The sequence below is a fragment of the Nonomuraea sp. NPDC004186 genome, from assembly GCF_053603495.1.
This window is the reverse complement of record NZ_JBSGFQ010000170.1, coordinates 1-21,065: the sequence shown is the minus strand read 5'-3', so window position 1 is coordinate 21,065 and position 21,065 is coordinate 1. Positions and strand designations below refer to the sequence as shown.

The 21,065-nt window shown below is 65.2% G+C and carries 25 protein-coding genes and 1 tRNA gene; 9 read left to right on the top strand and 17 right to left on the bottom strand.

Annotated features, from left to right (window positions below; translation table 11 throughout):
• The 4 genes from ACWEPL_RS60080 to ACWEPL_RS60065 all read right to left on the bottom strand — a co-directional run.
• Positions 1-482 (bottom strand): cation transporter (locus ACWEPL_RS60080; protein WP_452442029.1); only part of this gene is annotated, 482 nt, incomplete at its 3' end.
• A gap of 19 nt (positions 483-501) precedes the next feature.
• Entirely contained in the window at positions 502-1,482 is a 981-nt protein-coding gene (locus ACWEPL_RS60075; protein ID WP_452442028.1) for a hypothetical protein, read from the bottom strand.
• Complete coding sequence (locus ACWEPL_RS60070; protein ID WP_452442027.1) at positions 1,479-1,691, bottom strand: heavy-metal-associated domain-containing protein; 213 nt, start codon at positions 1,689-1,691, stop codon at positions 1,479-1,481. Before ACWEPL_RS60070 ends, ACWEPL_RS60075 begins: the two co-directional genes overlap by 4 nt.
• A gap of 65 nt (positions 1,692-1,756) precedes the next feature.
• The gene (locus tag ACWEPL_RS60065; protein WP_452442026.1) at positions 1,757-3,091 is read right to left on the bottom strand and encodes an MFS transporter; all 1,335 of its coding nucleotides are present in this window, start codon (positions 3,089-3,091) and stop codon (positions 1,757-1,759) included.
• Between the two features lie 367 nt (positions 3,092-3,458).
• Between ACWEPL_RS60065 and ACWEPL_RS60060 the strand changes: the two genes are divergently transcribed.
• The 3 genes from ACWEPL_RS60060 (at position 3,459) to ACWEPL_RS60050 (ending at position 4,410) form a co-directional block, all read left to right on the top strand.
• A complete protein-coding gene (locus tag ACWEPL_RS60060) occupies positions 3,459-3,578 on the top strand; it encodes a DLW-39 family protein (RefSeq protein WP_020542320.1) in 120 nt (39 codons plus the stop codon).
• A 15-nt stretch (positions 3,579-3,593) separates the two neighbouring features.
• Entirely contained in the window at positions 3,594-4,322 is a 729-nt protein-coding gene (locus ACWEPL_RS60055; protein WP_357752501.1) for an HAD-IA family hydrolase, read from the top strand.
• A 15-nt stretch (positions 4,323-4,337) separates the two neighbouring features.
• Positions 4,338-4,410: transfer RNA gene (locus ACWEPL_RS60050), tRNA-Ala, on the top strand.
• Between the two features lie 93 nt (positions 4,411-4,503).
• On the opposite strand, the gene ACWEPL_RS60045 is transcribed toward ACWEPL_RS60050, so the two are convergent.
• The 10 genes from ACWEPL_RS60045 to ACWEPL_RS60000 all read right to left on the bottom strand — a co-directional run bounded on the left by ACWEPL_RS60045 (position 4,504) and on the right by ACWEPL_RS60000 (position 11,044).
• Complete coding sequence (locus ACWEPL_RS60045) at positions 4,504-4,944, bottom strand: hypothetical protein (protein ID WP_452442025.1); 441 nt, start codon at positions 4,942-4,944, stop codon at positions 4,504-4,506.
• A 98-nt stretch (positions 4,945-5,042) separates the two neighbouring features.
• On the bottom strand, positions 5,043-6,332 hold the full coding sequence (locus tag ACWEPL_RS60040) for a site-specific integrase (protein ID WP_452442024.1): 1,290 nt from the start codon (positions 6,330-6,332) through the stop codon (positions 5,043-5,045).
• The gene (locus ACWEPL_RS60035; protein WP_452442023.1) at positions 6,332-6,514 is read right to left on the bottom strand and encodes a helix-turn-helix domain-containing protein; all 183 of its coding nucleotides are present in this window, start codon (positions 6,512-6,514) and stop codon (positions 6,332-6,334) included. The genes ACWEPL_RS60040 and ACWEPL_RS60035 overlap by 1 nt, the downstream gene beginning before the upstream one ends.
• On the bottom strand, positions 6,511-7,836 hold the full coding sequence (locus ACWEPL_RS60030; protein ID WP_452442022.1) for a replication initiator: 1,326 nt from the start codon (positions 7,834-7,836) through the stop codon (positions 6,511-6,513). Before ACWEPL_RS60030 ends, ACWEPL_RS60035 begins: the two co-directional genes overlap by 4 nt.
• Positions 7,837-7,958: 122 nt before the next feature.
• Positions 7,959-8,117: a hypothetical protein gene (locus ACWEPL_RS60025; protein ID WP_452442021.1), complete on the bottom strand. Its 159-nt coding sequence runs from the start codon at positions 8,115-8,117 to the stop codon at positions 7,959-7,961.
• 2 nt (positions 8,118-8,119) lie between these two features.
• On the bottom strand, positions 8,120-8,281 hold the full coding sequence (locus tag ACWEPL_RS60020; protein ID WP_452442020.1) for a hypothetical protein: 162 nt from the start codon (positions 8,279-8,281) through the stop codon (positions 8,120-8,122).
• 2 nt (positions 8,282-8,283) lie between these two features.
• Positions 8,284-8,625: a hypothetical protein gene (locus ACWEPL_RS60015; protein WP_452442019.1), complete on the bottom strand. Its 342-nt coding sequence runs from the start codon at positions 8,623-8,625 to the stop codon at positions 8,284-8,286.
• A 13-nt stretch (positions 8,626-8,638) separates the two neighbouring features.
• Positions 8,639-9,343 carry a DUF2637 domain-containing protein gene (locus tag ACWEPL_RS60010; RefSeq protein ID WP_452442018.1) on the bottom strand — a complete coding sequence of 235 codons (705 nt, stop codon included), beginning with the start codon at positions 9,341-9,343 and terminating at the stop codon, positions 8,639-8,641.
• Positions 9,344-9,348: 5 nt separating this feature from the next.
• Positions 9,349-10,719, bottom strand: a complete 1,371-nt coding sequence (locus ACWEPL_RS60005; RefSeq protein ID WP_452442017.1) for an FtsK/SpoIIIE domain-containing protein — start codon at positions 10,717-10,719, stop codon at positions 9,349-9,351.
• Entirely contained in the window at positions 10,712-11,044 is a 333-nt protein-coding gene (locus ACWEPL_RS60000; protein WP_452442016.1) for an SCO3933 family regulatory protein, read from the bottom strand. Before ACWEPL_RS60000 ends, ACWEPL_RS60005 begins: the two co-directional genes overlap by 8 nt.
• Before the next feature lie 144 nt (positions 11,045-11,188).
• On the opposite strand from ACWEPL_RS60000, the gene ACWEPL_RS59995 reads away from it, so the two are divergent.
• Complete coding sequence (locus ACWEPL_RS59995; protein ID WP_452442015.1) at positions 11,189-11,569, top strand: GntR family transcriptional regulator; 381 nt, start codon at positions 11,189-11,191, stop codon at positions 11,567-11,569.
• 187 nt (positions 11,570-11,756) lie between these two features.
• Here the strand turns inward: ACWEPL_RS59995 and ACWEPL_RS59990 are convergent, their stop codons facing one another.
• Positions 11,757-12,971 carry a helix-turn-helix domain-containing protein gene (locus tag ACWEPL_RS59990; protein ID WP_452442014.1) on the bottom strand — a complete coding sequence of 405 codons (1,215 nt, stop codon included), beginning with the start codon at positions 12,969-12,971 and terminating at the stop codon, positions 11,757-11,759.
• A gap of 781 nt (positions 12,972-13,752) precedes the next feature.
• On the opposite strand from ACWEPL_RS59990, the gene ACWEPL_RS59985 reads away from it, so the two are divergent.
• From ACWEPL_RS59985 to ACWEPL_RS59965, 5 genes are all read left to right on the top strand, one after another.
• Positions 13,753-14,019, top strand: a complete 267-nt coding sequence (locus ACWEPL_RS59985; protein WP_452442013.1) for a winged helix-turn-helix domain-containing protein — start codon at positions 13,753-13,755, stop codon at positions 14,017-14,019.
• Positions 14,020-14,075: 56 nt separating this feature from the next.
• A complete protein-coding gene (locus ACWEPL_RS59980; protein WP_452442012.1) occupies positions 14,076-14,549 on the top strand; it encodes an NUDIX hydrolase in 474 nt (157 codons plus the stop codon).
• An 849-nt stretch (positions 14,550-15,398) separates the two neighbouring features.
• Complete coding sequence (locus tag ACWEPL_RS59975) at positions 15,399-16,124, top strand: type II toxin-antitoxin system prevent-host-death family antitoxin (protein ID WP_452442011.1); 726 nt, start codon at positions 15,399-15,401, stop codon at positions 16,122-16,124.
• Between the two features lie 154 nt (positions 16,125-16,278).
• Positions 16,279-16,548, top strand: a complete 270-nt coding sequence (locus ACWEPL_RS59970) for a hypothetical protein (protein WP_452442010.1) — start codon at positions 16,279-16,281, stop codon at positions 16,546-16,548.
• Positions 16,515-16,946, top strand: coding sequence for an HAD family hydrolase (locus tag ACWEPL_RS59965; RefSeq protein ID WP_452442009.1), 432 nt, complete (start codon positions 16,515-16,517; stop codon positions 16,944-16,946). The genes ACWEPL_RS59970 and ACWEPL_RS59965 overlap by 34 nt, the downstream gene beginning before the upstream one ends.
• A gap of 474 nt (positions 16,947-17,420) precedes the next feature.
• Here ACWEPL_RS59965 and ACWEPL_RS59960 read toward each other — a convergent pair whose 3' ends face one another.
• Positions 17,421-20,570, bottom strand: a complete 3,150-nt coding sequence (locus ACWEPL_RS59960) for a type I restriction endonuclease subunit R (protein ID WP_452442008.1) — start codon at positions 20,568-20,570, stop codon at positions 17,421-17,423.
• Positions 20,570-21,065 (bottom strand): hypothetical protein (locus tag ACWEPL_RS59955; RefSeq protein ID WP_452442007.1); only part of this gene is annotated, 496 nt, incomplete at its 5' end. The genes ACWEPL_RS59955 and ACWEPL_RS59960, both read right to left, overlap by 1 nt.

Here is a 21,065-nt window from a genome sequence, read left to right as displayed (position 1 = left end):
GCGGCCAGCGTGCCGACCGAGATCAGCGTGTCCATCGTCGCCGCGCCGTGCCGCAGGTTCGTCCAGGCCGCCTTGTGGAACGGCCAGCCCGCGTAGACCACCACCGGCGCCGCCAGCACCAGCGACAGCCACTGCCAGTTCGTGAACTGCAACGCCGGGATCATCGCCATCGCGACCACCGGCACACTCAGCACCACCGCGGTGATCAACCGCTGCCGCAGCTCGTCCTGCTGGGGTGCTTCGCTCGGAGCCGGGGCAGCCGGCAGCGCGGCCGTGTACCCGGCCTTCTCCACCTCGCTGATCAGGTCCTTCGGGTCCACGCCATCCGGGAAGGTGACCTTCGCCTTCTCCGTCGCGTAGTTCACCGTCGCGCTCACGCCGTCGAGCTTGTTCAGCTTGCGCTCGATCCGGTTCGCGCACGACGCGCAGGTCATGCCACCGATCGACAGCTCGACGGATCTGTCCTGGGCCAGGGAAGTCATCACCCCTCCTTTTCCTGATTCAGTGCCCGTGACTGCTGGTGCCCGGCTGAGCCGGTCCCGCACCACTCGCCCGGGCGGTGAAGTCCGCGGTACGGACCTTGCCGTCATGCTGGAAATCCAGGAACAACCGGTAGTCGCCGCCGCTGGGCACCTCGGCGTAGAAGGTGATCTCCGGCCCCGCCTTCACGCTCTCCTCCGGATGAACGTGCAGGTAGGCCAGATCACCGGCCCGCAACGCCACCAGATGCCCGTACGCCCCCAGATACGGCTGCAGGTCGGTCACCGGCTTGCCGTCCTTGCTCACGCTCAGCGTCAGCTTGCTCGCCTGGCCGGGCACGAGATCACCCGCCATGGAGACCGTGTAGCCATCCACCTCAGCCGTACGAGCCACCTGAGCAAGAGGCTGCGGCTTGTAGTCCCCCGCGACCAGCAGATCCGCACCCAGCGTCAGGTTACCGCCGCCCACCGGAGCGAAGTCCGCGAAAGCTCGGTACGCGCCCGGATCCGCCAGCGTCAGCCGCACCGACCACGCGCCGTCCCCGTCCTGGACGGGGTGCAGGTGCTGGAAGCTCCCCAGATCCCGCGACACCACGATGAAATGCAGCTTCTTGTCATGCTCGACCTGGTAGTCGGTCACCGGCCTGCCATCAGGGCCGGTCACCGTGAAGCGGAAGTCGGTCGGCTCGCCGGCCTTGACGGTGGTCAACGGGTTCAGGGTGTAACCGTTCTCGGACACTTGAAGCCCCCTAGGGGTATCGCTCTTCGTCTGTTCGTGCTCGCCTTGCGGGGCCATTGCGGCGTGGTCCTCTTGCGGAGCCATCGCGGCGTGGTCCTCTTGCGGAGCCATCGCGGCGTGGTCCTCTTGCGGAGCCATCGCGGCGTGGTTCTCGACCTGCGCCGGGGCCGCCGTCGGGCCGGCCACCTGGCCCACGCCCAGGGCGCCGCCGAAGACGACGGTCAGCCCCAGGACGTAGGCGCCGAGTTTGGCGGCGGCGTTCATGCCTGGCCCGCCAGCTCGTATCCGGCCTCCTCGACCGCGGCGGCGATCTCCGCGCGGCCGACGGGGCCTTCGCTGTTGACCGTCAGCAGGCCGCCGGCCAGGTCCACCTCCACGGAGGTGATCCCCGCGACGCCGCTGACCTCTTCCTTCACCGAGCTCACGCAGTGGCCGCAGGTCATGCCCTTGACGATGTAGGTGGTGGTGCTCATGAGATCTCCTTTCTTCGTAGCCTAACACCCTACCCCCCTAGGGTATCCAGAAGGGTTTTTGGGATTCAGCCGACAGGATCGCTCTCGCGTACGGCCGGCCTGCGCATGAGAGCGGCCGTGAGCGCCGCGCCCAGGACGGCCACCACCGCGGCGCCCGTGAAGGCGGCCTGGAAGCCGAGCTGCTCCTGGGAGGTGGCCAGCGCGGTCATGACGGCCAGGCCCAGCGCTGAGCCGACCTGGTAGGTGGTGTTGACGATGCCGGAGGCGAGGCCCGCCTCCTCCGGGCGGGCGCCCGACATGGCCGACATCATCGCCGGGATGTACGCCAGGGACATCCCGACCGCCGCGATCAGGCTCGCGGGGAGCACGTTCGTGGCGAACCCGCCGGTGAACCCGAGTCCGGCCACCCCGGCCGCCAGCACCGCCAGCCCGACCACGATGAGCGGCTTGGCCCCGAACCTGCCCAGCAGCCTTGCGGTGATGCCGATCATGAAGATCATGATCGCCACGGTCATCGGCAGCAGCGCCGCGCCACTGGCGAACGCGCCGTACCCGAGGACCTGCTGCAGGTAGAGGTTGAGGAAGTACCACATGGGAATCCAGGCCGCGCCGAGCAGGGCCATGGCCAGGTTGGAGGTGGCCAGGCCGGGCGTGCGCCAGATGGCCAGGGACATGAGCGGCTCTCTGACCGTACGCTGCACGAACAGGAACAGGGCGAGCAGCGCCGCGCCACCGAGTCCGGCCGGCCAGTTCGCGGCGACGATGGCGTACACGACGAGCGCGATGCCCGCGGTGACGGACGCGGCGCCCACGAGGTCGACGGATCCGCGCTTGCCGCGCACGGCGGGAAGCAGCCTGGTGGCCGCCAGCGTGGCCAGGCCGATCGGGACGTAGATGATGAAGACCCAGGGCCAGCTCAGATACTCGGTGATCACGCCACCGAGGAACACGCCCGCGGTGCCACCCGCCGGGGCGGCGGCGCCGTACAGTGCCATGGCCTTGCCCAGCTCGCGGGCGTTGTGGCCGAAGAGCATCATGAGCAGCGCCATGGCGGCGGGCGCGATCAGCGCCCCGCCGATGCCCTGCACGGCACGCCCGGCCACCTCGACCCAGGCGGTGGTGGCAGCGGCGGCGACCACGGATCCGGCGATCAGGACCGCCCATCCCGTGACGAACACCCTGCGCGCCCCGAACAGGTCGGCCAGCCGCCCGCCGAGCAGCAACAACCCGCCGAAGGCGACCACGTAGGCGTTGAACACCCACTGCAGCCCGCCGTCGGAGAAGCCTAAGTCGCGCTGCATGTCGGGGAGCGCGACGCCGATGATGGAGGTATCCATGATCACCATGAACTGTGCCGCCGCGAGCACGATGAGCGCCCACCAGCGTCTTTCGTCAGCCATGACGTGACCCCTTCCTTCCTTGTTACCCCCAGGGGGTATATCCGGGAACGGCGAGGAACGTAACACACCCCCCTGGGGTATGTCCAGTTCGAAGTCATGCGCGCCCGGGCGCGATATTTGGCATGATCGAGCTGTTGCCTGACGGGTGGCCCCCTGAGTAGAGGGGGATGGACACGGAGAGGAATCCGAGATGTCGTGGGGGATGGGGTTAACGCGCCTCACCTGGGGCTGACCACTCGTTCTCCGCGCATTCCGCGCATCTGGTCTGTGCGCAACACAGGGAGCGCAGCCATCCCTTGCTAGGCTGCATGTCAACCGTTGGGTCTCACCCCGGCAGGTGAGGCCGTCGAAGAAGTGGGGTCACACCGTGAAGAAGCTGCTCGTTCTGGCGCTGATCGCTCTTGGGGGGTTGCTGATCTGGCGTAAGGTGCAGGCCGACCGCGCAGAGCTCGATCTCTGGACCGAGGCGACCGGCAGCGAGAACTAACCGACCGGCGAGGCGATGAGTGACGTCGTCCCCATCAAGCTGGTGTGCCTGGACCTGGCAGGCACCACAGTCGGTGACATCGCCATGGTCGAGCGCGCCTTTGCCGAGGCGATCGCGACCCAGGGCATAGTGCCCGGGACCGGAGCATACGCGCGTGCCATGGTTCACGTGCACCGGTCCCGGGGCTGCCCCAAGATCGATGTCTTCCGTGGGATCTTCCCCGGGAACGAGGCCCAGGCGCAAGCGGCGAACCTGACGTTCGAGCGCTCCTACGAGGGCACTCTGGAGCGGGCGGGTCTCGTCCCCATGCCCGGAGTTCTGGAGGTTCTCGACAAACTCCGCGGCACCGGCATCAAGCTCGCCCTGATCACCGGCTTCAGCCGCACCACCCTGAGCCGCATCCTGAGCGTCCTCGGCTGGCACGACAAGATCGACCTGGCCATCTCCCCCGAAGACGCCGGCGGCCGCGGCCGCCCCTGGCCGGACATGGTCCTGCACGCGGTGCTGCGCCTCGGGGCGGAGGACGTCCGCCAGGTGGCCGTCATCGGCGACTCCGAAAGCGACATGCTCTGCGGCAGGCGCGCGGGGGCGTCGATCGTGGCGGGGGTGATGACCGGAGTCCACAGCCGGGAGCGCCTTCTGAAGGGCGGCGCGACCCACATCCTTGACTCGATCGCCGACTTCCCTAGTTTGGTACTGAGCGATGACCTTGGTACGACGCAGGTAGCTTCGTCCGCCCGGTAAGCTATCTTCGTCGAAGGGGCCTTAGCTCAGTTGGCAGAGCGCCTGCTTTGCAAGCAGGAAGTCAGGAGTTCGAATCTCCTAGGCTCCACCCCAGGTCAAAGGCCACTTCCTCAGAGCAGGAAGTGGCCTTTTCGATCTTGTACAGCTGCAAAGTACAGCTACGGCGACAACTCACCCTGAGTTAGGCGTTCGGCTCTCGCGAGAGGGAGTCGACGAACGCCTCGGCGTCTGACTGGCTCATGTCCTCGGTGCTTCGCGCAAGGAAGACGGCCTCCTTCCGGCTGCCGGCTTCGATCAGCTTGCGAACCCTGGTGGACAGATCTCCCTCATCGAACACCGGAAAGCCCGGCAGGACCCCACCAGCGCGCAGAACCTCTGCGACTTCCACCGCGGTTTGCCGGGATACCTGGGATTCCTTACGGATCAGCTCTACGGCGTCGCGGAACCTGTCTGCCTCGATGAGGTCGTGGGCTCGGACCTGAACGCCGACAGGAGTGATGTGGTCCAGGCCGACGTAGATGCGCACCACCTTGCGCCGTCCTATCCACCTGCTGATCCCGATCCCGATGATCACCAGCAGCAGGACAAGGAGAATCGACTCCACCGCGTCTAAGCCAAACATGCGGTGATCGTAGTGAGGGGTACCGACAGGTTAGAGTTCCCGCGCCATGCTAAAGGGCCGCTCCCCTGGGGAAGCGGCCCTTTAGCATGGTGGACGGCTCAGGAGCCGAGGTGCTGCCCCAAGCGCTTCAGCGCCTTGCGCGTCTCCTCTGACGAGACTTCGCTGTAGATATTCATGGTCACCGCGATCTGCGAGTGACGAAGGATCTGCATGGCCACCCGCGGATGGACGTCAAGGGCGACGAGCAAGGATGCGCAGGTCTTGCGGGTCACGTGGACGTGGACTTTCCGCACTCCGGCCTTGGTGCAGGCGTTCGCGAAGCTGCGCCGGAAGTTGGACGGTTCGATCGGCCGGCCGCTGGCGGTGGTGAAGACGAGGCCAGTCTCCTGCCAGTCGTTCCCCGCGGCTTCCCGTGCGGTGTCGCGTGCCCGTTGACGGGCACGAAGGGCAGTCGTGACGATCTCCGGGAAGGGCAGAGTGGCATCGGAGGCGTCCGTCTTGGTCTGGCGGTGCAGCAGTTTGCCCGCGACGCGCTGGAGCTGCCATCCGATCGTCATCTCGGCCTGGTCGAGGTCGACGTCTTCCCAGCGCAGCCCGAGCGTTTCGCCCAGGCGCAGCCCGAGGACGAGCACCAGGACGTAGGCCGGGTACATCGGGTCCTCGTTCTTGCGCGCTGACTCCAGGAAGGCCCGCGCCTCCTCGACCGACCACGGCTTGACCTTGCGCTTGCGAGGAACAGGCATCTTGACGTTGGAGGCGACGTTACGGGCCAGGATCTCTTCTCGTACCGCGTTGCTCAGGGCAGCACGGAGCGTCATGTACGCGTCGTGAACTGTCCACTCTGAGGGTTCAGACTTGCAGCACTTGCCGACTGCGCAGCAGTTTTGACGGCGCTTCGGGTTGCTGTGGATCTTCGGGCGGGCTGCGTCTTTGCCCTGGTCGCAACATTGGCACGAGCGCCGTAGCTTGTTCACCCAGGTTTGGACGTCCCGCACGGTCAGCTTGTCGAGCCGTTTGGGGCCAAGTGCGGGTGTGATGTAGAGCCGGGCGAACATCTCGTAGTTCGCGGCGGTCTTGGGGGCGAGGTTGGGTTCCACGACGTTGGTGAGCCAGTAAGCGAGGTAGTCCGAGAGCTTCGGCGACTTGGTAACCACCGGCCCCTTGCGAGCGAGTTCGTGCAGTTTGAGCCACTTCTCGTGAGTCTCCTCGCGGGTCTTGCCGTAGGCCCACTTGCGGGTCTTCTTGCCCTCGGGTGTGGTGACCCAGACGTAGCCTGCCCAGCCGTTCTTGTAGGGGAAGATCGAGCCCTCGTTGTTGGCGCGGGTACGGCGTCCCTTACGTGGGCGCTTGGGCTCCTCCGGAGAGGAGAACGCAGTCCTGGCGGGCATCAAGCGGCCTCCTCACAGAGTCGGGTGACGTAGTCGTTCAGGGCTTCTGTCGGGATGCGGCGGCAGCGGACGCCGACGACGATCGAGCCGAGTTCGCCGGAGCGGATGAGGTTGTAGACGGTCCACCGGCTGACCTTCAGTGCGGCCATGGCTTGTGGAACGGTGAGCAGCTCAGGCGTCATGTGGTCCCCCGAGGTTCGGCGCGGTGGCCGGTGATGGCGGCAGCCAGGAACTGGTCGCCGGCGGAGAGTCCTTGTCCGGCGTAGGCCCAGTGGGCGATGACCAGGACGGTGTCGTCGTCAAAGAGTGGGAGTCGTCCGGTGGTGATCTCTTCGGTGCGCATGTGGTCTTCGCGGGCGGCGCGGAGAGCGCCGAGGGTGGTGGAGTAGCGGCGGCTCTTGGTGGAGAAGTGACCGCGGAAGCCGAGCATGTGCGCCCAGTGGGCGAGCCGGAGGTCGGCCAGGCCGGGGTGGCTGCCCAGGCGCATGCAAGCGGCGATCAGCTGGCGGGCGTGGTCGCGGATGGGTAGGGCGTCGAGGTTGTCGAGGGGTTGGATGCGGCGGTCGAGGGTGCCAACGCATTCGGCGGCTTTGGTGGCGTACTTGGCGATGTAGGCGGCGACCGCCTGTTCGGTGAGGTCGCTGTCCATGGTGATGCGGCGGACGTCGAGCTGTGTGCCCCACCGGAAGGTACGGCCGAGCGGCTTGACCTCCGCTGTCACAGCTGCTGCCGCGTGCTGGACGGCTTGGGTGAGGGCGTCGGCGGTGGCCCAGGCAGGTGGTGGTGAGTTGGGCCCGTCGGGTCCGTCGAGGCGGATGACGGCGTGGAAGTGGACGACACCGCGGCGCTGGTATTCGGCGACCTTGGCGAAGGCGATGCTGACGTGCTCACGCAGAGCCTTGACGGTCAAGCCGTTGAGCTTGGCGAAGCGCCGCCGCAGAGCCAGGGTGAAGCGACGCCACAGTTCGGGGCTGATGGCGTTGAACAGGACCGAGCCGTCGTAGTCGTAGCAGTCAGCACACAGGGGTTCGCCAAGGCGTGGATCGTCGGTGCCGTGCCGGTCGGTGCAGGACATCACTTGTCCGTGCGGGCAGGTCTGGGCGTCGCGGCGGGCGTGGCAGGGCAGGGCCTTGCCGTTCTTCTCGCGCCGCACGTGGACGGCCCCGAAGGACGGCGCGGTGAGGGTGACGAACAGGCACGGGTGGCTGCTGACGGTCTCGGGCACGCCCTTGCCGCCGATGAGGCCGGCACGGACGAGTTGGTAGGTGTCGGCGCGGTAGACCTCGGCGCAGGCCGGGCAGCGGGAGGCGCGGCGGGTCTTGCATGCGACGCGCAGGACGCCATTGGGTTCGGTGGTGGTGCTGTAGCGGTGGAGCAGTATGCCGGTGGCCTGGTCGTAGTGTTCGACCTTGCCACGCAGATGGATGGGCTGGCGGCAGCCACCGGTGCGCTTGATCTGGCTGGCCCAGCGGTCGTAGTTCGGGTCGTGGAGTCGGGAGATCATCCCGGCTGTGGCGTGTGGGTGGGGCAAGATGGATCCGTCCTGTCCGGATGCGTTCTGGAGTGGGATGGCCCCTCACCTGGCGCGGAACTTGGCGGTTGTGTGGCCAGGTGAGGGGATCTCGGCTATGCGCCGTGGTTGTCGATGCCGGTGCCGTCGCAGTCGCGGCAGGTGTCGCCGTCGCCGTCGAGGCCCGTGCCGTTGCAGGTGCAGCAGCAGCCGTGGGTGGGTGGAACGGCGGCGAGGATCTCGGGCCAGTCGGTCCAGGGCTCTTCGGGTTCCATGGTCAGTGGCCCTTGCGCGGGGTGATGGTGAGGTAGAGCCGGTAGTTGCGCGGCCGGTTCCGGTTGGGGAAGGCCCGCGACATCGAGGTGATGGTGAAGTGCTGGCGTAGGTGGATCATGCCGAGGGTGAGTTCGGCGCGGTTGCCTTCGAGGCGGATGCGCATGGTCAGTGCTCCTGGGTGGTGTCGGTCTGGATGCAGTCGCGGTAGCTGTCTGCGGCGGCGTGGCGGGCGCGGGCTGCGGCGAGGATGGCGATGAACTCGTAGCGGACCGGTCCGAAGCCGATGCCGGTCAGGTAGTGGTCGTAGGGCAGGTGGGCGGGGTCGATCTCGGCGCCGAGCAGGGCGGCGACTTTGTCGACTTCGGCGCGCATGTCGTCGTCGGAGCCGTTGGCGGGGAAGGCGCGGATGGTGACGGGCGCTACTGAGGTCGGTATCTGCGAATGGGCTTTGAGGAAGCCCGCCAGGGCGATGAGTCCGGCGATGAGGGCGTCTCGGTCGTTGTTCATGGTGATGCGCCTTTCAGGTGGTTTCCGGGACGGTGCGCAAGGTGTGGAGCAGGTCGGAGGCGAGCTGGTTGGACACGCCGAGGCGGGCGCGAAGGACGTCGCGGGTGATGGGTTTGCCGTGTCGGGCGTGGTGTTCATCGGCGACGCGGCGGGCGTAGTCGACGAGTGCCGGGGACGGGCCGGGGTGTTCGTCCTGACCGTCCTGGCGGTCCTGGGCGGGGACGAGGGCGGGACGATCTGCGGACGGGACGGCTACGGACTCGTCGGGACGTGGAGGGGATGCGGGGACGTCTTTGGGGGACGTCTCGCAGACGTCCGCGGACGGGTGGGGACGAGGGCCGGACGTCCGGCGTTCGAGCATGGAGATGGCGACGAGGAAGGCGGCGGCCGGGGTGGCGGCGGTGATCCGGCCCCAGATGGTCGGGTCGGCTTGTTGGAGGTTGGCGGCCAGGGACAGGACGATGCCTCCGGTCAGGACGAGGACGGGCCAGGAAATCAGGCCGCGCCGCTGGCGGGCGGTCTTCTTGTCGCGTTGGCGTTCGCGGGCGGCCATGACGCAGGTCAGGTCGATGCAGACGGCGATCGCCCAGGCCATCCAGCCGGACTGTCCGTGTTCGCTGGCGGTGTCGCGGATGTGGGTGAAGGACCCGGCTCCGGCGATGAGGGCCAGGACGAGGACGGGACCGGTGTCGAGCAGCCAGCGGGCGAGGCGTCGCATCGGTTTCAGGCCTCTCTTGGATCAGGGATGGAGTTGAGGAAGTCGGCGAGGTCGGCGTCGCTCACCTGGGCGGTTTGGCCGGCGATGACGTCGGCCCAGGCCGGTGAGCGGTCGGCGTAGGTGGTGGCGGCCAGTTCGGCGGCTTGTTCGCTGACGTAGTAGGAGCGGGCGCGGTACCACTGGCCGTCCTGGGAGGCGACGATGGCGACGCCGGGGGTCTCGGCGGGAATGGCGCGGGCGGAGTCGAGCGCGGCGGGGTCGAGGTCGCCGAGGGTCATGGTGGCGGTCTCGGGGTCGTTGACCCGGTGACAGATCCGCCCAGAGCACTGAGCGCGTAGCGCCGTAACCCCGGGGCCGAGGTCGGAGCCGATGCGCTGGCCGCAGCAGAACAGGTAGATGCCGAACGCCCGCCCGAGCTGCGCCACACGGAGGAGGGCGGTCGAGGTCTTGGCGATCTCGTCTTTCTCGCTCTTGTCGGCCATCAGGTACAGCTCGGCCAGCTCGTCGACCAGGACGACAACGGGCACGGGGCGCTGATCGTCCGACAGCTGCCAGATGTTGCGGGCGCCGGCCTTTCGGCACTGGGCCATGCGGCTGGTCATCAGGTCGACCAGGTCTTCCAGCAGGGCAGTGCATTCGGCTCGTGTGGTGCCCAGCGCTGACAGGCGTGGGTTGTACGGGGTGAACTCCACGCCGCCTTTGAGGTCGAAGCCGACCAGGGCGACCGGTTGTGGAGCGAGCCCTTGGACTAGGGCGTTGGCGAGGTTGGACTTGCCGGACTGGGTGGCTCCGGCGTTGATGTAGTGCGGGACGGTCCTGAAGTCGATGATCCACGGGCCGCCGGTCTCCAACCGGCCTACGACGACCTTGAGTAGTTCGGGTGAGGTGGGCAGGGTTTCGACCCGGACGAGTGGATCGCGGACGGTGGCGGATAGGACGACCCGTCCAGGGCGAGGGGACGACACGCGGATCGCGTGCACGCCCCAGGAGTGGGCAAGCCGTTCGGCGGCGTCGCTGTAGTCGCCGGGGATCTGGCCTTCCAGGGTGTGCAGGGTGACCCGCCAGCCGTAGCGGGTGGGCTTGGGCAGCCACATGAACGGCTTGGTGTCGACGGCGATGCGCTGCCACTTGCGCCTGACGCGAACGACGCCGGTCGAGGCGACCAGGCCGGGGACGGTGGTGAACCAGAAGCGCTGCCGCTTCTTGGTGAGGTTGCAGCCGAGGGCGACCTTGCGCCAGGTGGCTCGTACGCTAATGGCGGTCAGCGGGAAGGCGGCCACGAGCCAGAACGAAGGGTAGTGCCAGCGGCGCCAGGCCCAGAGCCCGGCCGCGGCAGCGGCCAGGACTCCGAGCACGAGGAGCGTGGTGTCAGACACGGAGCGGCTCCGTGTCCACCGGTAGGAGGTCAGCGGCGCGGTAGGAGATGCCCCACCGACCGGCAATCTCCCAGACGTAGCCGACCATGCCGGTGGCGTTGATCTGCTGACCGGCGCTGATCGGGGGCTCGCCCGAGATGCCGATCTTGACGAGCTCGATCCGGCCGAACTCGTCCTCCACTGAGACGGTGATCTCGTAGACGGTGTTGCCGTTCTTGTCGGTCTTGATCTCGCCGGTGTCCTTGTTGACCAGGCGCGGCTTCGGAGCCTTGACGCAGGTGATGACGAGCTTGGAGGTGTCGACCGGGATCGGGATGGTACGCACGAGAGCTGGTCTCCTTCAGAGGCAGTGTTCTAGATACAAAGATACCTAGGTATCTAGTTCCGTAAACCAAGATAGCTAACTTGGCTTGAAATTGCTTACAGGTTGCCCAGAGACCTAGGCATCTAGAACCGTTAAAGTTGGGTCATGGCAACCGACCGCCGCCGGCCGTACCTGAGGATCGCCGAGGACATCCGGCGCGACATCGCATCCGGCCGATTCGCGGTCGGCGAGCGCCTCCCCGTGGCCCGCGAACTGGCGGAACGGTACGGCGTTGCCATGATGACCATCGGCAACGCCTTGGCCGTCCTCCGCGATGAGGGACTTATCGAGACCCGCCAGGGAGCCGGCAGTTTCGTCAGCCGGACCCCCGACGACGAGACCGCCGGCCCCGCACCTGGCGAGCACAGCGAAGAGTTCCGCATCATCTCCGAGCAGCTGAGCGAGATCCGTCAGCACATGCAGAAGCTGGCGGTCAGGCTGGACGAGCTAGACGCTCGGACTCGTCCTGATCAAGCCGAGAAGTGATCCTGACGGTGCGCCGTTGGAGTTCGGCCAAGTCGACCGTGATCTCCGCCAGCTCGCGTAGCAGGATCTGTCGTTCGATCTCACTGAGACCCACGTACCACCCCATTGTGTAGGCAGGGCGCCGAAGTGCCCCCGGGTTACCTGACGGATGGGGAGCCATTGCGCGGATAGCCCTCCGTTGTCGTGCTCAGAGCAGGTGCATCACCTTGGCCAGGTTGAGGATCTCGCGCTGACGGTGCAGTTTGCCGCTGTCTCGCAGGTCGCGCACGATGTTGCGGACCAACGGACGGTTCCGGACATGCTGAGGAGCGATCCGGTCGGCACGAAGCACAGCGTCTGCCGCTTCGTTGTCCTTGCTGTTCATGTGGTAGCCCGCCGCGGTGCAGGTCCAGTAGTGAGCCTGGCGTTCCGACGAGGCGATCTGAGCGATCTCGACGTGTTCGGCGCGAGTGATGACATCGCGCGGCCGGCCCAACTCCATGCTGACCTCAACCGCGTGGATCGTCGTGTTCACCTGGTTGAACTGCGTCTGAAAGACGTTGCCGTCCCGCGGCAGCACTTCGGCGACCCGGCGAGCCTCCTCAAGATGACTCTCCGCCTCTCGTTGATCCCAGAGCCGCGAGTACGCCACAGCAGCCCGCAGGTGCAGCGCGCCCCACATCGCCTTGATCGTGTCGTCTCCGCCCACGTGCGGTTCGATCTGATCGAGCGCCGACAGGGCCGCGTCCTTGGCGGGGTCGAGCTGCGCTTCGTGCAGCCACACGCCGCACAGATCCCAGCTCGCCGCAGCGACCAGGTCAGGGGCACCGACCCGTTGAGCAGCGACCAGCTCACGCTGCACGGCAGTCCAGCCGAGGTCGTGATGCCCCAGCAGGTTGGACGACACCCGCGCCATGTGACAGGCCCGCAGCATCAACGCTTCGGCCCGATCGCGTTCGCCGGACGAGTCATTGGTAAGGGCGATGAGATCGGTAAGGATGCTAGGCAACACCTCCCCCAGCGCGGTGAACTTGGCGTCCTGCCGGAGCTGCTCAGCGAGACGGACATTCGCCTCAAGCTCCTGCAGCAACCGCGGTTCTCTGGGCGCCCGCAGCAAGACGCCGCTGGGCAGCGAAGCCTGCTGAAGCGCGAGCCGTAGTCCGGGAACCGCCGCGTGCCCGGAGTCGAGTTCGGTCGTCTCGTGCCTGTACGGCTGCCCCGTGAGCTCGGCGACCTCCACCCCGAGCACCTCGGCGAGCTGCCCGACCACGCTCATACGGTCCAGCGGCAGCCGTCCGTTCTCCACCTTGGACAACCAGGAGACGGAACGGCCGATCTTCTCAGCGAGCGTGGTCTGGTCCCATCCCTTGCGGTGACGAGCCCGCGCGATCCGCTGGCCCTGCGTCACGTACTCTGTTGCCACGTCCGAGCCCCTCCCTCTCGCCGTCGCTTGCTTCGACGATAAGGCGGGTGACCTGCGTCACTGGCAGAAAAACTGCCAGTCGGCGGGCATGCGAAACCCCAGGTCGGCCTTCGACCTGCAGAAACACCTGTCACATATCAGTTGCACATTGTGACGCTACGTGTGCGTGGATCGCATGGTTCGGCGCTTCGCTACCTCGCCTCCCCGTTCATGAGCTGCCGCCACAGCGTCTCGGCGTCGCCAACTCGAACTCGCGGGCTCTCAGCAATGGTCCAAGGGAAGACGGACCGGTCGTGCCGCCGGACGAATCCCTGCCCACCAGTGATGCACTGCTCGAAGACCAGGGACAGGCATTCGCAGGTGTAGCCCCGGACCCGGGCCCGATCCGGGCGCCGCTCAACCGCGAACCACCTCACTGGCACCGCATCCGGACGAGGCGAGGCGGGGTGCGTGCCGTGAAAGTCGCCGAAATCTGACACAGGGCTCACCGTCCTTCGGAACGCGCGATCGCCAACGTGACGCCGGCGATGCCTTCGGAGACCGCGATCAATGGACCGGCGTTGGTGAGCGAGTAGCCAACTCCAACCGCATGGTGCACCCTCACGGGGCGGCCAGCCGGAGCGCACCCGCGGAGCCCCACCCGGAGGGGCCCTGGACCTTCGCTCACCAACGCCATACATCCAAGCTAGCAATCCTGTAAGCCCCTGTCTATCCCATGTAATGCCATGGAGCTCCACGATCCGCCATGAAGAGCCGTGAAACGCCCTCCTACTCTCATACAGTGGCCAGATATGTCGAGCACACGCGCACCTGGGAGTTCGATGAGGACCGTTCCCGCTGGGAGCAGATCCTCGAAGTCCTCACGGCGCGCATCGACTCGGGCGAGTGGGGACCCAAGTTCAAGATCTCCGAAGTCAAGCTCATGGAGGAGTTCGGAGTCGCCCGCCCCACCATACGCAAGGCGATGGAACGCCTCAGAGGCGCCGGCAAGGTCTACACCGTCCCCAACCTGGGCAGCTTCGTGAAGGTCGACAGCGAAACCGAATAGAGCGAGGACGCGGACCCCCTCAACGGCAGGCCCTCGGCGGAGTAGGCTCCGGGGACGTGAGCAAGCGGATCGACTACTACGACGACCCGAACGCGCCAGCTGCCAACAGCCTCGTTCCGTCCGTGAACGTCGTGGTCACCAACGAGGTCGGCAAGCTACTGCTCATCCGTCGCTCGGACAACGACAACTGGGCGCTACCCGGCGGCGCTATCGACCTCGGCGAGTCCATCCCCCAGGCAGCCATCAGAGAGACGCTCGAAGAGACCGGGATCACCTGCGAGATCACCGGCCTCGTCGGCACCTACAGCGATCCTCGACACGTGATCCACTACACCAGCAACGACGAGGTTCGGCAGGAGTTCTCTCTCGTCCTCACGGCCAGGGCGACGAGCGGCCGGCCGACACCCAGCGCAGAATCCAAGGAGGTGCGGTGGGTGCCTCGGCACGAGCTCGACGACTACGCCATGCACAGCTCGATGAAGCTGAGGATCGGGCATTTCCTCCAAGGGCATGGCCCTCACATCGGCTGAGCCATGCGCAGTTACCCCTCATGCATCAACCATGATCGCAGCCAACGAGGCATCAAATCTGCAGGCCAAGGGCCTGATTGATCGACTGGATGAGACTTTTCTCCACGGTTTTAAAGCGGCCCGCCTACGGCGGCCCGCGTCGCGCGCCGGTCGGCCAGCCGGCCGGGCTGCGGCTCTTCGGCCGGTCCCAGCCGGCGCCGTCCGCGCGCTCCCAGCCACTAAGACGGAACGCCTAGACCGTCGACAGCCACCGCGGCCAGGACGACGACCAGGGCGACGCGGTCCAGTTCGCTGAGGTCCGCGGACGGAAGAACCGCAAGGGGCTCCGCCCCTGCACCCCCGGCCATCCTCGGAGATGAGCGGCGAACAGTGCGAGGGAGGGCGGTCATCTCCTCGCCGGTCACCCCCAAGGGGGGCCAGACCGGCCGGGCCACGCCTGCCCGACGAGGAGATGGCCTCCAACGAGTTGCGCCCTGTGTTAGCGCCGACAGTTGATCTGCAAAAGCAAACAGAACAAACTAAAACGGCTGCAACGCTGCGTTGCGTTGCGTTGCGTTGCGCGTTGCAGCCATTCTTCAGGTTGGTGATAGTCGTAGTATCGGCTGACTAGCGGTGAAACAAAAGCAGCGTTGCCATGCCTACTGTTGCTGATGTTGTGATAAGGCAAAGACGGATGGTCCGAGACCAACTATTCAAAGCCGTTCGGATCGTGCGTCCCGTCTCCTTAACTGCATCACTGCGCCAATCCACTTCGAGTACCTCCGTCGCCAGTGGGAACGCGAGTGACTCTAGGCAAGAAGTCTGTCTAGCCTCAACCTGCAAGGTGTACAGGGTGTACACTCTCGCCTCATGGATAGCAGAGACACTGCTAGCGGCCCCGTTGAGCGCGAGATCGGACTCCGCGACGCAAGGGACTGCCTGGGACAACTCGTGGACGAGGTCGTCTACGGTAATCAGGTTGTTTTCCTTACCAAGCATGGTCGACGAGCGGCCGTCATCATGAAAGCTGATTCGTCAATCAATAAAGCGGAGGCGACTTCAACGAAAAACTTCGTTCCGGTACCCATACCAGGTGATGTGAAGGCTGCGGCGACCATCATCGACGCCATGCTGGTGGACGACGAAAACTATGATCCGGACCCGTCCAGGTATAGAGGAGTCGCCCCGTCCGACCTGGTTGGAGGATTTGCGACGCTGATTTATTATTTAATTCCCAAAGAAGCCGACCTTGAACAAATTGAACAAGAGGAAGATCAGGAAAAGATCGATAATCTTCTTGCTCAGCTGCCTCTAGCGGTTTCGCGGAGGCTGGTGAGCGGGGGCCTGGATGCGACGGTGGTTCCCACAATTGCTGGGGCAATCGCCGCCGCCTTTTGTGGACATCATCCTGGTGAATGGAGAAACAGATTTGCCAATGCAGTTACTGAGGCAGAATTCAATGCGTGGCTATACGGCTGCTGGGCTCTCGCAGACATAATTGAGGTACTGATGGCCAAGGGTGCAGCCCAGAATGTACTCTTCACGGTGGCTGATGAGATTGACGAGCTAGAGCGGGAGAGATTGGCCGCTAGGTGAGGTGATCTCCCTGAAGTGACGAGTGCTAGCGCTCGTGGTTGATGTCAGGCTGTGGCGAAGTATCCTCGCGTGAACGTTGAGGGTGGATGGTTATTGTCCTGGTCCTTCTGTGCGTCGAGATATGCATGGGTAATGGATACAGGAAAGTTCAATCATGCAACGACTCGCACTCTTCGATCTGGATAACACCCTCATAGATCTTGACGCGGCATTCCCAATTTGGGTCGAGGAGTTCACCGATGCATACGGCTTGGGTCCGGAGGCGTTTGACTGGCTGATCGCTCTCGACCAGGCCGGTTACCCGCACCGCGAGGAGTTCTTTACGAGGGTGCGAGAGCACTTCACTCTGTCGGAAACGGTTACGGAGCCGTGGGCCGGTATCGAGGGCGTATGCCGTACTTCGTCCGCTGTCGGCCGGAAGTGATGGCCGGATTGTCGCTGCTTCGGGCAACCGGTTGGAAGGTGACCGTCGTAACTAACGGGACCGTGGACAACCAGCTTGGGAAGATCCAGCAGACCGGGTTGGCCGAGGCTGTCGACGCCTACGCGCTGTCGGGAGCCGAGGGCATCCGTAAGCCCAACGTCGGTCTGTTCGAGATCGCGGCCAAGCGTTGCGGCATGAGCCTCGCCGATGGTGGATGGATGATCGGCGACAACCTCACCGCCGACATAGCCGGCGGGCGTGCTGCGGGTCTTCGAACGATCTGGATCGCCCGAGGCACCTGTCCCGGTGTCGACCACCAGGCCGATTACGTGGTTACGGACGTACTTAAGGCCATCGAGATCTTGCAGGTGAGCAACGATGGTGGGGGCTCCCGATGACAGCAGTAGTGACAGCAACGTCGGCCACCAAGGGCATCCAGCGGCAGCGGTCCACTACATTCTGACCACGGTCTCCGGTAGGCGAGCAGGGTGATTGCTCCGATTGAAAGCGGAAGGTCATCCTGCCGCGCGGCTTCCGTTCCTCGGGCCTGGCAGCCCTGCGGTACGGGCCCACTTGCCATCGAAGCACAAGGGCTGAGCACCGATCTTGCTAGCGACGGCTTCGGATGACCTTGGACGGCGGTGGACTGGCTGCCCCTCTACCTCCTGCCCGAGCAGGCAATCCCGAGCAGGGTGAACGCCTGTGGACGATCAATTTCTCACTCGTAATGAAGTGTTCGAAGACCCAACCCCACAGTCTCTGCCGCGGTGTGGGGACCATGAGTGATTACCCAATTAGAACGATAGTTCCCCGAACGGTCTGATCTGCTGCAAGGCCCCCCGAACAAGAGGAAGGAACTGTGAGGGGACACCTCAAGATCCTGAGCTAGGCCCGTCTGCCCCCTTGTCGATCGCGGCCTCGTAGAACGCGTCGGCGAGCGCCACGATGATCCCTTTGATCGCAGGCCCGTCGGTGAAGAAGTAGTCAGCCATGGCGTTGTGCGCCTCCTGGTTGTCGGCGACGACCTCGGTGACGGCGGACTGGAAGTCCTGCGACTCCATGAACTGCTTCTTCGAGTTCACCCGGGTCTGCTGGACCAGGTTCGGGTCGGCGAGCAGTCGCTGCACGAGCCCCTGCACGAACTCCCGGATCTGGGACTCGGCGAACGCCTCGGCACCGAAGAGGTCGTTCATCTTGTCGATGACGACCTGGAGCGCGACGTACTTCGGCTCCTTCTTTGTGCCGGTGCCTGCTGCGCTGATCCCCTTGAGCTCGCCGTCTCCGGTCAGCGAGATGTCGACGGCGATCTTCTTGTTGTGCTTCACACCGACCAGGACCACGTCAGAGAGGTCGACGTCGGCACTCCACGAGGACTCGGCGATGACCTTCTCCAGAAGCCGGAGGAAGATCGAGAGCATCTCCATGTACGGGTCGCCGTAGTCGACGATCTGGCTCATGAAGTCATAGAGCCGCACGTAGGTGGAGACGTCCTTGCGGAAGAGGTCGAGGGTGTTGAGCGTGACCTTGTCCTCGGCCTCGATCGCTGCCGCGTAGCGACGCCGGAAGTCATGCTGGGCTGGGCTGATTGCCGCCGAGAGCGCGTTGTTGCCCTTGCGGGTGACCCACAGCTCGGCGATCTGGCGGACCTGCTCCTCGGTGTAGATCCCCGCCTGGGCGAGCTTGTTCGCAAGGTGTACAACGACGTACGGGTCGGTCTCGGTCTCCAGGGTGGCGTTGGTGAAGTACGGCTCGAAGGCGGCCCTGATGTCGTCGGGCTTGTTGACGAAGTCGATGACGAACGTCTTGGCCTTCTGCTCCCCGCCGGCGGTGCGGTGGGTTCGGTTGAGCCGGGAGAGCGTCTGCACGGCGGCGACCCCGGAGAGCTTCTTGTCGACGTACATCGCCGAGAGCAGCGGCTGGTCGAAGCCGGTCTGGAACTTGTTGGCGACCAGCATGATCTTGTACGTCTCGCCCTTGAACGCCGCGGCCAGGTCGGCGCCCGCTCCGGGGTTCATCTTGGCCTCGGTGAACTCGTCGTCCTTCGACGGCGTCGGCCCCCAGTCCTGGCTCCACTCGTCGTTCTCGGTCATCGACACCGACCCGGAGAACGCAACTAAAGTCCGGTAGTTATATGACGCGTCCTCGGCGGCCCGCTTGGCGATGTAGGCGTCGATCGTCTTCTTGTACTTCACCGCGGCCTTGCGCGAGTCGGTGACGATCATCGCCTTGGCCTTGCCCTCCAGCAGGTGGGCGACGTTGGCGTGGAAGTGCTCGACGATGATCTGCACCTTCTGGCTGATGTTGGTTGGATGCAGCTGCACCCACCGCATCAGTCCCTTGCGCGCAGCCGACTCCTCGACCTCGCCACCGTCGCCGCTCTCGGCCTTGCCGGCGATTTTCAACGCGGTGTCGTAGGACTGGTAGCCCTTGAGCACGTCGAGGATGTAGCCCTCCTCGATCGCCTGCTTCATCGAGTACAGGTGGAACTCGTGCGGCTTGCCGTCCGGCCCCTTGCGGCCGAACAGCTCCAGGGTCTTGTTCTTCGGCGTTGCGGTGAAGGCGAAGTAGGAGATGTTCTCCGACTCGGCCCGCTCGGCCATCTCCGAGGCCAGGACCGACTCGATGTCGACCGAGCCGCCGTCCTCGATCTCCTTGATCTCCTCGGCGGTCAGGACCTGCTTCAGCTTCGAGGAGATCTGCCCCGACTGCGAGGAGTGCGCCTCGTCCGCGATGACGGCGAACCGCTTGCCCTTCAGGCCGGAGTCGGCCCGGATCTCATCGAGTGCGTACGGGAAGGTCTGCACCGTCACCGCGATGATTAACTCGCCATTCTTCAGCGCCTGTGCCAGCAGGCCGGACTTCGACTTCGCGCCGGCCTTGCGCACGTCCTCGGGGCTGATCGTCGCGACGATCTTCCCGCTGCCGTCGATCTGCCGGATCGCGTCCTGAAGCTGCCCGTCGAGCACCGTGCGGTCGACGACCACAATGACCGAGTCGAAGACCTTCTCATCATCGACGTGGAGCCGCGCGAGACGGTGCGCCGTCCAGGCGATCGTGTTGGTCTTCCCCGACCCCGCGGAGTGCTCGATCAGGTAACGCTGGCCGACACCCTCCTCAGCCACGGCGGCCACGATTTTCGTCACCGCCTCCCACTGGTGGAACCGGGGGAACAGCATGCTCGTACGGCGCACCGACGTGCCGGTCGCGACGTCCCACTCCTCCTTGGTCTCCACGATCATCAGCCGGCCGATGATGTTGAGCCAGGCGTGCTTTTCCCAGACCCGCTCCCATAGGTACGCCGTCGCCGACCTCCCGTCCGCACCAGGCGGGTTCCCCGCACCGTCATCGAAGCCGGTATCGAACGGCAGAAATTGCGTCTTCTCGCCCTCCAGCCGGGTCGTCATCGCGGCCAGGTCGTTGGAAACCGCGAAGTGGACCAGCGCCCGGTGTCCGAACGACAGCAGCGGCTCGACTCGGCCGCTGGTCAGCGGGTTGCGTTCCTTGCGGTACTGCTGGATCGCCTCGTTCAGCGACTGGGTGAAGTCGGTCTTCAGCTCTACTGTCGCGGCTGGGAGCCCGTTGACAAAGAACACCAGGTCGATGCTGCGCTGGTCGGCGGTCGAGAAATGCACCTGCCGCATCACCCGGACCCGCATCGCCGCATACTCGGCGTTCGTCGTCTCGTTTAGCGTCGTCTCGGGCCGGAACTGCGCCATCTTCAACCGGCCACCGCCGATGTACTGCACCCCGGTCCGCAGGATGCTCAGCATCCCGCCACCGTGCTCCAGCGGCTTATCGAGGGCTGTGCTCAGCACGTCAAGGAACTTCGCCTGAGACCCGGCCGCCTTCAACGCCTTCTCGTACGCCGGCTTCTGGGTCGCCTCCAGCCACGCAAACAGGTCCTCGGGGAACAGCGCTCGCTCCCGGTCATACCCGATGTCGGTGGCTGAGTACAGCCAGCCGTGGGCGGCGAGGTGCTCACAGATCTCGGTCTCGAAGACAACCTCGTTGTGGTCAGCCATCACACGACTCCTCGCAGGTCGATCTGGCCGGTCACCGCCGCCGTGATCAGCGCGGCTCGGCGCTGCCGCGAGAGCTCGATGAACCGCTCGGTTTCCGCAATCAAGGCATCGATAGCAGCGACTTTCGTATCCAAGTCAATAGCAATCCGGCGCTGCGAATCCAGAGAGATGGTCGGGAACGGCAACTCGCGCAGAGCCCCAACGTTGAAGTGCCCTTGGATTGCTCCAACTGAGCCTTCATCAATGTGGGAGGTGGCCACAGGAGAGTTGAGGTACCAGACGAGGAAGTCTGCGTCAGTTTCCGTCCCCGGACGAATTATGAGGATATCGATGGCGTTGGCACCATCAAGCGATTCAGGGACCTTGGCGGCTGCACCAGCCTGACCAGTTCGGACTACGACAACATCCCCCCCATTGAGGCGGGACTTGGGGTTTGCGTCGTCCCCTTCAACGGAGATGTACACCAAGTCACGAGTAGAAACAGAACCTCGGTTG